At 53.5% G+C, this 14,510-nt stretch carries 11 protein-coding genes; 1 reads left to right on the top strand and 10 read right to left on the bottom strand.

Translation table 11 applies throughout. The features are described from left to right. The 3 genes from ACO1NT_RS11200 to ACO1NT_RS11190 all read right to left on the bottom strand — a co-directional run. The coding region (locus ACO1NT_RS11200) for a PLP-dependent transferase (protein WP_449048714.1) at positions 1-459 on the bottom strand (459 nt) is incomplete at its 3' end. Between the two features lie 54 nt (positions 460-513). After that, a complete protein-coding gene (locus ACO1NT_RS11195; RefSeq protein ID WP_449048713.1) occupies positions 514-2,010 on the bottom strand; it encodes a glycosyltransferase family 39 protein in 1,497 nt (498 codons plus the stop codon). Positions 2,011-2,053: 43 nt separating this feature from the next. Continuing rightward, positions 2,054-2,947, bottom strand: coding sequence for a DMT family transporter (locus ACO1NT_RS11190; protein WP_449048712.1), 894 nt, complete (start codon positions 2,945-2,947; stop codon positions 2,054-2,056). Between the two features lie 128 nt (positions 2,948-3,075). On the opposite strand from ACO1NT_RS11190, the gene ACO1NT_RS11185 reads away from it, so the two are divergent. Further along, positions 3,076-5,142 (top strand): dipeptidyl-peptidase 3 family protein, encoded by a 2,067-nt coding sequence (locus tag ACO1NT_RS11185; RefSeq protein WP_449048711.1) that lies wholly within the window; start codon positions 3,076-3,078, stop codon positions 5,140-5,142. 86 nt (positions 5,143-5,228) lie between these two features. Here ACO1NT_RS11185 and ACO1NT_RS11180 read toward each other — a convergent pair whose 3' ends face one another. The 7 genes from ACO1NT_RS11180 to ACO1NT_RS11150 all read right to left on the bottom strand — a co-directional run. Further along, on the bottom strand, positions 5,229-5,879 hold the full coding sequence (locus tag ACO1NT_RS11180; RefSeq protein WP_449048710.1) for a hypothetical protein: 651 nt from the start codon (positions 5,877-5,879) through the stop codon (positions 5,229-5,231). A gap of 109 nt (positions 5,880-5,988) precedes the next feature. Continuing rightward, the gene (locus ACO1NT_RS11175) at positions 5,989-6,369 is read right to left on the bottom strand and encodes a DoxX family membrane protein (protein WP_449048709.1); all 381 of its coding nucleotides are present in this window, start codon (positions 6,367-6,369) and stop codon (positions 5,989-5,991) included. A gap of 74 nt (positions 6,370-6,443) precedes the next feature. Continuing rightward, positions 6,444-9,776: a transcription-repair coupling factor gene (gene mfd, locus ACO1NT_RS11170; RefSeq protein ID WP_449048708.1), complete on the bottom strand. Its 3,333-nt coding sequence runs from the start codon at positions 9,774-9,776 to the stop codon at positions 6,444-6,446. Between the two features lie 41 nt (positions 9,777-9,817). Then, positions 9,818-11,851: a tetratricopeptide repeat-containing sensor histidine kinase gene (locus ACO1NT_RS11165; protein ID WP_449048707.1), complete on the bottom strand. Its 2,034-nt coding sequence runs from the start codon at positions 11,849-11,851 to the stop codon at positions 9,818-9,820. A gap of 72 nt (positions 11,852-11,923) precedes the next feature. Continuing rightward, positions 11,924-13,321: a c-type cytochrome domain-containing protein gene (locus ACO1NT_RS11160; protein ID WP_449048706.1), complete on the bottom strand. Its 1,398-nt coding sequence runs from the start codon at positions 13,319-13,321 to the stop codon at positions 11,924-11,926. Further along, positions 13,321-14,214 (bottom strand): sugar phosphate isomerase/epimerase family protein, encoded by an 894-nt coding sequence (locus ACO1NT_RS11155; protein ID WP_449048705.1) that lies wholly within the window; start codon positions 14,212-14,214, stop codon positions 13,321-13,323. Before ACO1NT_RS11155 ends, ACO1NT_RS11160 begins: the two co-directional genes overlap by 1 nt. A 19-nt stretch (positions 14,215-14,233) precedes the next feature. Further along, positions 14,234-14,510 (bottom strand): DUF1501 domain-containing protein (locus tag ACO1NT_RS11150; protein ID WP_449048704.1); only part of this gene is annotated, 277 nt, incomplete at its 5' end.

Below are 14,510 nucleotides of genomic sequence, written 5' to 3'. Positions count from 1 at the left end.
GGGTGTTTCCAGGTAAATCAATGTCGTCGTATCACGGAGTTCCTTGTCGAGCGAAGCATTGTCGCCTTGATCAAAGTAAGATACCGCCACGCCGAACTGCGGCAACAGCTCTTTCAGCAGGATACTCGCCGCCGAATAGTGCGACTGCTGCGCCACCACATGGTCGCCCGCCTTCACCACCGTAAGGACGGCCGTGCTGATGGCCGCCATACCCGTAGCCGTAAGCAGCGCCGCACCGGTGCCTTCCAATCCGGCCACCACCTCGGCCGCTTGGCTACTCACCGGGTTGCCATGGCGGTGATAAAAATAGGGATATCGGGCATCGGTCGCCGCCGCCATGTAAGCGTCCGCATCGGCCGATGCATAATATGTTGAAGTTTGGTAAATGGGCGGAACCACGGCCTGGGTGTCGTTAAACGACTTACCCGCGTGGATCAAATCAGTTTCTATATGACTCATGCTACGTGAAGTTTGAAAAGGGCTGCTGCCTACCCATGCAAACTTAGCAAAAAATCAATCGCCTTCGGTTAATTCCTCGGATATCCGCTTATTGATATCAATTTTTGCATCTGTAAACACGAATATCGTCGTTCCCCGCTCACGGGCGAACGGATTGATCACCGAATCGGCTTTTATCGCCATCTGGAAATACGGGGCGGTTTCTGCCAGTTCTTGTGCCGAACCCGCGGCATCCTTTATCCGGATCATATGGCGGTAGGGTGTATCCAGATCAAACCAGTTTATATAATCCGCACTGAACGACACCGCCTTTATTCCTTGGGCCGTATAGAAGTTTATCGCCCCCGCCTGTCCATAGTTGTCACATAGCACCAATGTCTTTCCCTGCTTGCAGAGCTTAGCATACAAATGGTCTACTTTACGCGCCAGTTCCTTCCAACCCAGCATATCCGCATAGTCTTGCGGCAACAGGTGGTCTTTACCGTCCTCCCAGCGGTGCGATCGGCCCTGTTGCACGATCGCTTCCGGGCGCTCATTCGGAAAAAAATACCGATACATCGGGATAAACAATAGTGGAGGTATCGCCATCAATACGGGCCACCAGTACCGTCGCCATCCCGCGCGGAGCACATCGCCAAGGTAAACCGAGCCGAATGCGATGTATATGGGATACAATCCGATGGCGTAATAGTCTTTCGCCCTAAAATAAACAAACACCGCCAGCGTAATGAAAAACATCCAGAAGAAAACGATGTATTTTGCCAGCGTCGGGTGGCGCAATAGCCCATAAAGTCCCGCTGCAATAACTGGCAACGACCCTAAAAAAAACAATATTTGGGACATCAGGAATGACCAACGGTCTACATGTACCAGTTGCGTTTCCGATAGCTCCTTCATGTGCTCCATCACCGGAAAACCGTGCCGGTATTGCCACCATAGATTCGGTAACACGATCAGGGCCGCCAATACCACGGCACCATAAAACGCTCGCTTCGTAAACACCTTCCGCGCGGGCGTCATCAGGATAGCTGGCAAGAGGCCGATGAGTAAGAAAGCAATGTTGTATTTATTCAGGAAACCAATGGCAAACACCACCGCCCCCATATAAAGCCACTTCTGTTTTTCAGATCGGAGATACAGTACCGCCACGGCATAGAAGGCTGTCCACGCTAATATATCCAACGAGTTTGGCTGATACAGCGTATTCAACCGCAACAGTGCGGAAAACAACACGCATGTTGCCCCCAACGACCTGGCGAGGAGATTGCCACCCAATGCGCCGATCGTTTTCCACACCACCACGATCGTCAGCGCCCCGAAGGTGGCCGGAAAAAACTTCACCCAAAAGACCGAGTTACCTAAAACCTTAATTACAAAAGAAATCCATGAAGTTACGGGCGGTACAGATACGTAGCCCCATGCCAAATGGTTGGCCTGGTCGAGGTGAAGGAATTCATCGCGGTGCAGCTCGTACACCGGATCTATCAACACCGCCTGGAGGACAAGCTTCAAGGCGACAAATCCAATCAAGATCGTGGTACCTTTGGTCATGTTGGGTTTCATTTATGGGCCAACCCATGGCAAATATAATAAATCAGTCAGCTACCGCGCGGCGGCGTTGCACAATATACAGCCCCACCATCACAAGCAGCACGCCGGCCCACGTGTGCCAAGAGAGGGGTTCACCCATAAACGTTGCCGCAATGGCAAACCCCGCAACGGGGCATAGGAACAACCAGGCCGACGCCTTGATGGGATTATCGCGCAAAAGGTACAGCCAAAGGAGCACGGCAACGACCGAAACGGCAATGGCCAACCACAGCACCGCACCCCAAAATCGGCCATCGAACGTATTGGCTGTCTCGTCATAGAAAGACGCCGCAAACGGCAGTACGCACAACCCGCCGATTAGCGTTTGCCACCCATTGATGGTGAGGATATGCAATTTGCCCCAATCCCGTTGGGCGAAATAAATCGCCCCCGCCGAGTAGGAAAGCATACTGAAGAAAAGCACGGCAAGGCCGCGGGGAGTTGCATAGCTTTCGCCAAACAGCGGATACGATGCCAGCAGCATGCCGGCAATGCACAGGACGAAACTTGCCACGGTGCTCCAACCCACAGGCTGCTTATACCATACCGCGCCCATCACGGCGATGAGCACGGGATTGGTAGCCACAAACAAAGCGCCTAGCCCTGCCGACACCTCCTGCATGGCTACCACATACAAACCGAGATACAGGCCCACATTCAGGAATCCATAAACGGCAAGTCGCTTCCACAGTTGCCGCCCCACCGGCAACGGCTGTCCCATTACGAGGTGCGCAATGACCAGCATGACCGTAGCGGCCACCGCAAAGCGCGCGATGGCAATAATAAAAGGCTGCGCCACGAGCAGGCCGATCTTCGTAGCTGCCGATGCCGACGCCCACAAGACGGCAAACACGGTACCCGCAATCACATACCCCGCCTGTTGAATCGAACTTTTCACCTAACTATTAGCAGAATTTCACCGCGAAACTAAACAAAAGAATGGTTTTCGGTTTTATTTTATTTCCTTTGCAGGGTGCCGAGCACCAATTCGGCCGCGATACCATGCACTAAATGAATGTTTCAATCATGAAAACTGTACGTACCAAAGTCACTATGCTAGTTGTCAGCTCCATAGCCCTGGCTACCCTATCCCAGTCGTGCCAGTCGCCGGAAAGCGACACGGCTACCGATGAGCAAGCATCACCTGTTACGGTTGACGCATTTGCCGACCTCGAAATCCTGCGCTACGATGTGCCGGGGTTCGATGCACTTACCCTCCAGCAGAAAAAGCTGGCTTACTACCTTTACAAAGCAGCGCTCTCGGGCCGCGACATCATCTACGACCAACGCGGCAAAGACAACCTCACCATCCGGAAAACCCTCGAAGCGATCTTCAATAATCCCAAAACGGATAAAAGTGGCGCCGAGTGGGCGAAGCTCAAAACCTATGCTGGCCGTTTCTGGTTCAGCAACGGTGCCCACCACCATTACTCCAACGACAAATTTGTACCCGAGTGCAGCACCGAATTCTTCGCCGGGCTAGTACAAGCCTGCGACACGGCAACCCTTCCGCTGCTCGAGGGCGAAAGTGTCGCGGCGTTCATCCACCGCATCCAACCGGTCATATTCGACCCCACGGTCAACCCCAAGATGGTCAACCTCACCGAAGGAATCGATCACGTGGCCCAATCGTCCAACAACTTCTATGAGGGCGTTACCCAGCAGGAGGTCGAAGCCTTTTATAGCACGTTCCCCGATACGGGCCACGATCCCGAATGGGGCCTCAATAGCAAAGTGGTGAAAATAGATGGCAAGATTACCGAACAGGTATGGAAATCAGACGGCATGTACGGCAGCGCCATCGACCAGATTGTTTTCTGGCTCGAAAAAGCCATCCCGTTGGCCGAAAACCCGACCCAGCAACAGGCACTCACCCTTTTAGCGGAGTATTACCGCACAGGCGACCTCCACACGTGGGATGCATACAACAAAGCGTGGGTGCAGGATACCACCGGTACGATCGATTTCGCCAATGGCTTCATCGAAGTGTACAATGATGCCATGGGCATCAAGGGTAGCTACGAAGCGGTACTCTCCTTGAAAGACCTCGAAAGCACCAAGCGTATCAAGGCCATCGCCGACGAGGCGCAATGGTTCGAAGACAACTCACCCCTCATGCCCGAACACAAAAAGAAGGAAGTGAAAGGTATCAGCGCCAAAGCCATCACGGTCATTGCAGAGGCAGGGGACTCAGCTCCCAGTACGCCCATTGGCATCAACCTGCCCAACTCCGACTGGCTGCGCAAGGAGTACGGCTCCAAGTCGGTATCGCTTAGTAATATCGTACACGCCTACAATGAAAGCAGTGCCAACAGTGGCTTCCTCGAAGAGTTTGTAGCCGATACAGCCAAGCTGAGCCGCATGAAAAAATACGGCAACTTAGCGAGCGACCTCCATACCGATATGCACGAGTGCATCGGCCACGCTTCCGGCCAGATCAACCCCGGCGTGGGCACCACCGACAAAACGCTCAAAAGCTATGCGTCATGCCTGGAAGAAGCCCGGGCCGACCTCGTGGCCCTGTATTATATCCTCGATCCCAAGCTCATCGAAATCGGCGTCATGCCGTCGCTGGAAGCCGGCAAAGCAGAATACGATAGCTACATGATGAATGGATTGATGACACAGCTCACGCGTATCAATGCGGGCGACCAGATTGAGGAAGCCCACATGCGCAACCGCGCACTCAATGCATACTGGGTGTATGAAAAGGGCAAGGCAGACAACGTCGTCTCATTCGAGAAAATCGAAGGCAAAACCTACATCCAGGTCAACGATTACGAAAAACTACGTACCCTATTCGGCGAACTGCTCCGCGAAATCCAACGGATCAAATCCGAAGGCGATTACGAAGCCGGTAAAAACCTCGTCGAAACCTACGGCGTGAAAGTGAACCGCGAACTCCATGACGAAGTGTTGGCACGTTATGCGAAACTGAAACTAAAGCCTTACAAAGGCTTCGTGCAACCAAGGCTTACCGCCATCGAGGAAAATGGCGAGATCACCGACGTGAAGCTGGAATATGTAACCGACTTCTACGGCCAGATGCTGGAATACGGCAAAGACTATTCGCTGTTGCCGGCGGTGAATTAATCCGAAATCCATAGCTGTTGAGCACAACGCCACGGGTCATGCTCTAAACGACCCGTGACGCTTCTTTAATAGCGTGGCGGCTATATCTATATCTTATCCTTGCCCCGGTTTTCTTTGTCCATCCGGCGGATATCGGGCAACTTATCTACCGAAATCAGGTTCTTGAAATCCCAAAATGCCGACACGCACACGATTTTCCACGTGCCGTCGATTTTTTCCATTAGCCGCACCTCCTTGCTGTGAAAGAATACTTCCCCTTTCCGGTCACTATTAAACTGGTCCCACGTCAGATATGCTACATCGTCGCCATAGAATTTGAACGTGATGTTTTTCCTTTCCACGATCGGGTGGCTCGATACCGGCTCGGGGTTTTCATGGATGTACTTACCCACCGTATTATCGATATTCTCCCAGCCCACGCTGGAATCGAAGGTACCGTCTCGGTTGCTCCATGCCTGGAAAGCATACTCTTCCTGTACATAGGTCGATTTCCAATTGTCATAATCTCTCGCAAAAAACGCCGCTGTTTCCTTTTCAATGGTTGCCAATACGGCATCTTTCTCCTGCTGCAGCGCGGCTTCACTTCGCTCCGCTGCATTGTTTGCGTCGCAAGCCGCTAAAAATAGGCCCGTCAACAACATGGTAATGAGCGCTAACGGATGCCGGCGCGGGGTCTGTGTGCCACTAGGCACCCATAAACCGCTTTGTTGAGTGTTGAAGTCTAACCTTTTCATCATACTGTGTTTAATTGGTAAAAATGATAACCCTCCCTTTCCCTACACCATCCATACCATATAAACAATGTTCAGACCCAACGGTTTTCCTATCCTATCGGAAAAAAAACACTCATTCATGCACCATCGGCAGGTATTTTCGGCGGTTATCGATAATCACCCACACGTTTATCGCCATGATGAATAGTGCCATCGGCAACCCGGCAGGCGCTACCGTCAAGTGGATGAGCAGCACACCTACCGAAATAGGGAAGATAACAATGGCGCCCAATGCCTTAAACTTAGGTGGAATAAACAGCAAGCCGCCCACAATCTCGATCACGGCCACCAAAGGCATCAGCCAACCGATTTCCATGAATGCCGTAAAAACACGTATCAGCGCTTCCGGCAGGTCGTCCGGCACCGGCATGTAGTTAAAAAACTTGTTCAGCCCCGAATTGACGTAGCCAATACCAAACAATAAACGCAAGGCGAATTGGATTTTGTTCTTCATAATGTTGTATTTAATAATGGATACTTTTTACAAGTATCAGCATAAAATCCGATACCAACGGCAGGGAAAAACCGCTACCCCGCCATGTCGCCCAATATGGCAATGGCGTGCTGGATGTCTGGCACCCGCTCGAAGGCGATACGCAGTGACCCCTTTACCTCCTTGAGGTTGCAGATGGTAGGGTTATGCTGTACAAACTGCAATATTCTACCAAAGCGGTCACTCTCGAAGTAGGCGGGGTTGGTGGCGAAATAGCCGCGGAGAACATTTTTCTTGAAAGATACTTTTTCAAAGCCGATTTCCTTACCCAGCCACTGCAATCGCAACGTGTTCAGCAGCTCCTCTACCTGTGGCGGTATCGGCCCGAACCGGTCTCGCAGCGACTGCCTGAAGGCATCTAGCTGCTCCGCGTCTTCCAACTTGGAAATCTCATTATAGAGGTTGTACCGTTCGGCCACATTGGTCACATACTCATCGGGAATGAGTACTTCGAGGTCGGTATCGATCTGGGTGAACGACACGAAGTCGCGCGGCTTCACATCGGTAAACAATGCCGAGAATTCGTCGTCTTTCAGTTCTTGGATAGCTTCATCCAGTATTTTATGGTACATCTCAAAGCCAATCTCGGCAATGAAGCCGCTCTGCTCAGCCCCCAACAAGTTGCCACTACCACGGATGTCGAGGTCGCGCATGGCCACGTTGAAGCCGCTGCCCAGTTCCGAAAACTCTTCGATCGCATTGAGCCGTTTATAGGCCTCCGCCGTGAGTGTCGAAAGCGGCGGGCTCAACAGGTAGCAGAAGGCCTTTTTATTGGAGCGCCCCACACGTCCCCGCATCTGGTGGAGGTCGCTCAGTCCAAACATGTGGGCGTGGTTGATGATGATGGTGTTCGCGTTGGGGATGTCCAACCCCGCCTCGATGATGGTGGTGGCCACCAGCACGTCATACTCATGTTCCACGAATTTGAGCATCACATCCTCCAAGGCATCGCCCTCCAGTTGACCGTGGGCTACCCCTACCCGCGCGTGGGGCACCAGTTTCATGATTAAATTGCCCAGTTGCGGCAGGTCGGCGACGCGGTTGTGGATAAAGAACACCTGCCCACCCCGGTCTACCTCATAACTTACCGCCTCTTGGATGAGTGTTTCGTTAAAGATATGCAACTCCGTCTGCACCGGTTGCCGGTTTGGCGGAGGCGTATTGATGATGCTGAGGTCGCGCGCGCCCATCAATGAGAAATGCAACGTACGCGGTATCGGTGTGGCCGTCAGGGTCAGCACATCCACATTGGCGCGTAGCTGCTTGAGTTTCTCTTTCACCCCCACACCAAATTTCTGCTCCTCATCCACGATCATCAGGCCAAGGTCTTTGAATTTCACATCTTTGCTCACCAGACGGTGCGTGCCGATAATGATATCCAGCTTGCCCTCCGCAAGCCGCGCCAGCGTTTCCTTGATCTGTTTATTGGTTTTAAACCGGTTGATGTAATCGATGGTGCAGGGAAATCCCTTCAGGCGCTCGGTAAAGGTACGGTGATGCTGCATGGCCAGAATGGTGGTTGGCACCAGCACGGCCACCTGTTTGCTATCCGCTACCGCCTTAAATGCCGCGCGTATGGCTACCTCCGTCTTGCCAAAGCCCACGTCGCCACACACAAGGCGATCCATCGGATTGGGCGATTCCATATCGCGCTTCACATCGTACGTCGCCTTCTCTTGATCGGGGGTGTCCTCGTAGATAAACGAAGCCTCCAGCTCGGTCTGTAGGTAGGTATCCGGGCTGAATGCGTTACCTGTTTGTGCCTTACGTTGCGCGTACAGCTTTATGAGATCACGCGCAATGTCCTTAACTTTTTTTTTAGTGGTTTTCTTCAGTTTGTCCCATGCGTCAGTACCCAGCTTGTTCATCTTGGGAACCACCCCATCCTTGCCCGTATATTTCGAGATACGATTCAGCGAGTTGATATTTACATACAGCAGGTCATTGTCTGCATACACCAACCTGATAGACTCCTGTATCTTGCCATTCACCTCCACCTTTTCCAGTCCGGCATATTTGCCGATGCCGTGGTCGATGTGGGTAATGTAATCGCCGGGCTTCAGGTCGCGTAATTCCTTCAGGGTAATAGCCTGTGAGCGTTCATAACCCTTTTTCCGTTTGTATTTGTAATAGCGGTCAAATACTTGGTGGTCGGTATAGCATGCCACGCCAAGCGCCACATCGGCAAAGCCTTCGCGCAACGCGGTATGTATGGGCGTGAAAGTGACCGATCCGTCCATGTCTTCCAGGATGGTGATCAGCCGTTCTATTTGCCTGGGCGAATCACTGAAAATGCAATTCTCGATACGGGCCTTCTCGTTCTCTTTGAAATTATGTATCAGCAGGCTGAAATCCTTGTTGAATGACGGCTGTGGCCGCTGCCCAAACGCGATCGTATCATCGGCTTTATACAGAAATTGTTTACCGAATTCCACCACGGCGAAGTCACGCAAGATGGCCGACAGGTTCTTATCGTCGATAAAGTTGTACTTCGGGTCCACCCACTCGGGGTTCTGCTGCTTGTCTTCGGGCGATAGGGCACGCCACAATTCGGTGGCCTTCTTATAACCGCGCGCAATGATATCCAGTGTAAACTGCACATCTTCGAACCAAATCACCGCATCGGCCGGGATGTATTCCAGCAACGCGATGTTGCCTTCCGTAAGGAACTTCGCTTGTACGTTGGGCACGATGGTCACCGTATGGATGTTACTTACCGATAGCTGGCTTTCGATATCGAACGTGCGGATACTTTCGATATCGTTACCGAAAAATTCGATACGGTAAGGTAGGTCGTTAGAAAACGAGAAGATATCTACGATGCCCCCACGGATGGCGTACTGCCCCGGCTCATACACGAAGTCTACCCGTTCAAACTCGTACTCCTGCAAGAATTCATTGATGAAGTCGATATCAAGGTTTGCGCGCTGGGTAATCTCGAGCGTATTTTTCTCGAGGTCGCTGCGATTGATTACCTTTTCGGCAAGGGCCTCGGGATAGGTTACCACCATCTTGGGCAGCTCGCTTGTATGGTTGAGCGTGCTCAACGTTTCGGCGCGCTGCAATACGTGGGCGCTATCGGTCTGCGTAAAGTCGAATGCTTTGCGGTAGGAGGCTGGGAAGAAGAGCACCTGCTTGTCGAGCAGCCCTTCCAGGTCGCTTAGGAAATAAGCGGCATCCTCATGGGTGGGCAGTACGAATACAAGGGGCCGCTCTTGCAACTGGTAGCATGCCACGGCCACCATCGCATCGGCCGACCCGATCAATCCTTTGAGGTGGATGTTCGGGTTTTTGCCCTGCAAGGCCTTCGCCAAGGCCGCTACCGGGTCGCTCTGGCGAAATTTCGCTAAAATATCACTTATGCCCACTATCGTAAAACGCGGGCAAAGGTACGTAAAAAATAAGCTAATCAGGAGACTTCGCGTCTCATTTCCGATACCTGGGTATCCGCTATGAGGATAGCGATATGTGCGCGGGTCCCCTCCACCGTCCCGTCAGGGCTTAAGCGGTTCTCGATATTCCATTGAATGTGGTCCCGATAGCTCTTGTTGAACAGATCAATCCGCTTATCGGTAATACGGTGGCCCATGCTTTTATGGTCTGATCGATCCGTCAGGGGCTCCCCCAAGCCCACCCCATTGTCCTCCACCGTTAGCTGAATCGCCGAACCGTCCGACCTGGCGACGATCCGCAAGCGCTTGTCTCTCCGACCGGAGGGTGCCAACCCGTGGCAGAGTGCGTTTTCCACGAAAGGCTGGAGCAACAACGCAGGGATTACGTCGCGGTTTTCCCATTCTTCCATTTCATTGACGATCTGGTAGGTAAATTCGCCGTCAAAGCGGTTCTTTTCCAGTTTCAGGTATTGATCGAGCAGCATCAACTCATCGCACACGCGGTGTACCGGCCGATACGAAATTTCCAGCACCCGGCGGATAAAGTGGCTGAAATGGACAAGGTAATTGAGCGCACGGTCGTATTCCCTCTGCTCTACCAAGACGCGAATCGACCCCAGGCAGTTAAACATGAAATGGGGATTGATCTGCATCCGTGTGGCAATGATTTCCGCTTCCATGAGGTTCTTTTCGTACAGCGCCTTCAAGCGGGCATCCTTCTGCCGCTTTATCAGCTCGTCCGATCGCATCTTCAACCGCCGCATACGGAGCTTGAAAAACAGGAAGCCCGCCGCCACAGCCAACAGCCCCACCATCGCGAAGATAATCAGGTTTCCGGTACGCAGCTTGGCCTCGGCCAGTTGCTTGTCTTTGGTGAGCAATTCTATTTCCGCCTCCTTGCTCTCGAGATCATATTGCTGTTTGATAGCGGAAATCGCCACTTGCTGTTCGTGGAAGGCAAGGCTGTCTTTATACTGCTGTGCAATGCGATAGAACGTCAGGGCCCGCTTGCTGTCACCCTGCTGCTCGTAGGTGTCCGACATCGCGGCTGCGCTGTGTTGTAGCATGGCGTAGTGCCGCAGCTCGTTGCCCACATCATAGGCCCTCGAATATGCCGTTAGTGCCTGCCCCAGTTGTCCCCGCTGCCGAAAAACGTCACCGATGCTGCTCGCCACCGTAGCCTGGCCAAGTGGATTATCCAACGCCTCATACAACGATAACGACCGCTCAAAATAGGTTTCCGCCGTTTGCAAGTCCTTCCCTTCCTTCAGGTAGCTATTGCCAATAGCTTCCAAGGTGATAGCCATCCCATTCTTATCGTCCATCTCCTCATTCAACCGTTGCAACTCGGCCAGGTATTCGCGTGCCGTCCGGTGATCGCCGATTTCGTCGTAATAGCTTCCGATGGAAAGGTAATTCATGGCCTGCCCCAAGGTGTTGTTGGAGGCCTTTGCGATATCGAGGGCCTGCCTCAGGTACTGTAGCGCCTCCTCTTCGCGGCCCGGAATGCTCATCAGTGCTATGCCCAACCCGTTGTTGGCAATTTCCTGGTTCTTGGTATCTTGTTCCTTTTCGGCAATGGCCAGTGCCTTCAGGTAATACGCCACCGATACATCGAAATTGCCGTTGTGGCGGGCCGCCACCCCGGTGTTATTGGCAAAGATCATTTTACTCAGCGATGGGATAGCCATGTGCTCCGTCAGGTCGAAAGCTTTCTGGTGCAATGGTACTGCCTGCGCGTAATATTGATGGTAGCGGTAGAGTAGCCCGAGGTTGTCCAGCGCCTTTGCATAGAGGTACGTGTCGCCAAGGTCTACCGCATGCTGTACCGCGTCGGTAGCAAGCGCCATGCAACGGTCGCCGTGTTGTGCCTGGCGGTGGTATAACCGGGAAACCTCCAGCTGTGCCTCCACATAGGCAGCGTCTACAGGCGAATGCTTCAATACCTGTTCCAAGCTATCCAAGCGATCCGCCAGCACGGTTAGCGGCAACGAAGCCACGAACCCTACGATAATGAAGGCCGTTTGTCTCAGCAGGCAACTCGGTGTCATAATTGGCACATTATAACGACGAAGGTACGATTTATTTTTGTTAATCGACCAAATCGCAATCAGGGCTTGCCGTTACGAAGCCGGCAGCACATAACCGCCGGTGTCGACCTCCAAGGTAGGATGTGCGGCTTGGATTTCGGCAACGGCCGCGCCGGTTACATGGGTGCCAAAGAGGTAAACCCGGGTCAGAGCCGGCAAGGCCTTCAGATGGTCCACCCCCTTATTCCCGATAGCGGTCGATGATAGATTGAGGTATTGCAGTTGTGCACAAGCTGCCAGCGCGGCCAATCCCCCATCGGTTACGGCGGTGTGTTCCAAGTGGAGCTTCTTCAGTACGGGCAGTTTACCGATGTGGGCCATCCCCGCATCGGTAATGGCGGTGCGTCCCAATTGGAGCTGCACGATGTTGTCTTTGAGGCCCACCAACATCTCCGCATCGGCATCGTTAAAGCCTGGAGCGTTTATAGCGCTGACCATCACATAGTTGCTACCGTTCGCCACCGGCATCACCTTGATGCCCCGCGCTACCAACTGCTGCACAATGCCGGCATCTAGCGGTGGGGCTTCCGGTAGCGCCTCTTCGACATTTCCCGCTTCCAACTGTGCCAATGCGGTGGCAATTTCATCGGGTTGTTCCATATCCGCCACCCGGCCTTCGGCGGGTGCCCCCTGTGCAATCCACCATCCAATCACGGCGATTTCCCCAGGGGTTATCGGCGTACGACCTTTCGGCGGCATACGTTTTTCGTCGCTCACCGGGAGCGTCAACCGGTGGTAAAGCTCACTCTCCTCCGGCTGGCTGGGCACAATCACCGCACCACCATCACCCCCCGCTAACAGGCCCGCACGCCCGTGCAATGCCAAGCCACCCTCCTGCTTCTTGTCGCCGTGGCAACTTTGGCAGCGCCGGGCCAAAATAGGCTGTATAAGGCCGTCGTAGATAGCTGCCTCCTGCACGTTTTCGATTACAAAAGGCTCTTCCGACCGCGCCACCCCGAATAGCCCACCGAGTGCCGGCGGCATGGTTTCGGTAAGGTAACCTTCCCCATGGGTCAGGGTACCGCCATAATGGCCCGTTATACACAATAATACCATCAACAGACTGAATATCGAAAGGCGCCATTTCACAAATTGCCGCATTCCCGTACGCTGTTCCGTCCTGCCGCGGTAAAGCCACCATACCCCTACACTCAACACGGCCACCGCGATACCAAACCATTGGTGGAACCCCAGCGTACGGGCCTCATAGCCCCCATAGCTGGCAAGTAGCAGGCCCAGTCCGCTGGCCAGCACAGCAGATACGGCTCCCATAAGCAGCGTAAAGGGCACTGCCGGACGTAGGCCGCCGTAGGCCTCGCGCCTGGAAGCCCAAGCGATGATAAACGACACCATCAATATCCCAATGGGCAGGTGTACCAGCAAGGGGTGCCACCGGCCAAAAAACAAGATCAAATCACCCGCGTTTTCCATTATTCACTATACCTCGCTTTAAGCTGTTCAAACATATACTTATTGACCGACCACTGGTCGGCTACCGGCTGGCGCGTATAGGGTAGCACCGGCATATAGGTAGGGGGGCCGAATTCGGTCGTGATCGTCAAGGCGGTTTTGCCTCCCTGCCGCTGGTATTCCACCACGCGGTCCCACCACGCCATGTGCTGTGCCACCACCCCTGCCCACTCGGGCGCCCGTGGGTCGTTCACCTGTGGTCCCTCCGGATGGCCTACCCGCGCATGGAGATGCCGCGTACGCGACAGGGCAAGCGCTACCGCTTCCGGCTGGTCTCCCAGCATCGATTCATGTACGTTGCACCAATGCGAGATGTCCAGCGCCAGTGCCAATTCCGGCAGCGCTTCCAGGTATGACTTGGTCACGTGTGCAGCAAAACTGAATCGCCCCCTGTGGGTCTCGTGCACCACCTCCACCCCGCTTTCCTTGCTGATAGCCGTTGCCGCCTCGATCAGCGCCTTATTTTGGTCAAATGTAAAGTGATCTTTCCCCGTATGGCAGTTCACCAATCGGGGGCGCCGGGCTACCGCCCGTTCCAGGTTGGCAATGAAATTTTCCAGATACGCCTCAAACGTATCGCCATTCCCACTACTGAGCAAAATAAGCTGCAGATCGTATTTTTCCAACGCGGCCTCCATCGCGTCGCGTTGCGGCCCGTCGGCCGGCAGCCACGTTTCCACGCCATCAAAGCCCGCCGATTTCACGCGCGCGCAAAATGCGTCCCACGGCTCGGCCACTCCCCAGTTGGTACAAAAAAAACTGACCTTTACTTCCAGTGTTTGTGCGCTCATCATCATTACCGAGCATATAAGCATCAGCGGCAACACCGCTTTCCCCAATTCTTTGGCTTTCATTATCGTCCCAAGTTTCCGGTTAAACAATGGCATTGATCAGCTCGCCGCCCACATCCGTGAGCCGGAACGGCCGTCCCTGGAACTCGTAGGTCATGCGCTCGTGGTCAAAACCCATCAGGTGCAACATCGTGGCGTGCAGGTCGTGTACCGATGTCCGGCCCCCAATGCCCGTAAATCCGATTTCATCGGTTTCACCGTAAGAAACGCCGGGTTTTATACCTCCTCCTGCCAACCATACGGTATACGCATCGGTATGGTGATCGCGCCCCAGGAATGGCATATCCTTGTCGTCGCGG

This window comes from Parapedobacter sp., assembly GCF_053550995.1.
The sequence above is the reverse complement of the archived record's forward strand: the minus strand, read 5'-3'. Positions and strand labels throughout refer to the sequence as shown.

What these genes read in the sequence shown, in the direction of transcription:
- ACO1NT_RS11195 (WP_449048713.1), bottom strand. Translation starts at nt 2,010, where the DNA reads ATGACCAAAGGTACCACGATCTTGATTGGATTTGTCGCCTTGAAGCTT.
- ACO1NT_RS11155 (WP_449048705.1), bottom strand. Translation starts at nt 14,214, where the DNA reads ATGAAAGCCAAAGAATTGGGGAAAGCGGTGTTGCCGCTGATGCTTATA.
- ACO1NT_RS11180 (WP_449048710.1), bottom strand. Translation starts at nt 5,879, where the DNA reads ATGATGAAAAGGTTAGACTTCAACACTCAACAAAGCGGTTTATGGGTG.
- ACO1NT_RS11185 (WP_449048711.1), top strand. Translation starts at nt 3,076, where the DNA reads ATGAAAACTGTACGTACCAAAGTCACTATGCTAGTTGTCAGCTCCATA.
- ACO1NT_RS11175 (WP_449048709.1), bottom strand. Translation starts at nt 6,369, where the DNA reads ATGAAGAACAAAATCCAATTCGCCTTGCGTTTATTGTTTGGTATTGGC.
- ACO1NT_RS11160 (WP_449048706.1), bottom strand. Translation starts at nt 13,321, where the DNA reads ATGGAAAACGCGGGTGATTTGATCTTGTTTTTTGGCCGGTGGCACCCC.
- ACO1NT_RS11165 (WP_449048707.1), bottom strand. Translation starts at nt 11,851, where the DNA reads ATGACACCGAGTTGCCTGCTGAGACAAACGGCCTTCATTATCGTAGGG.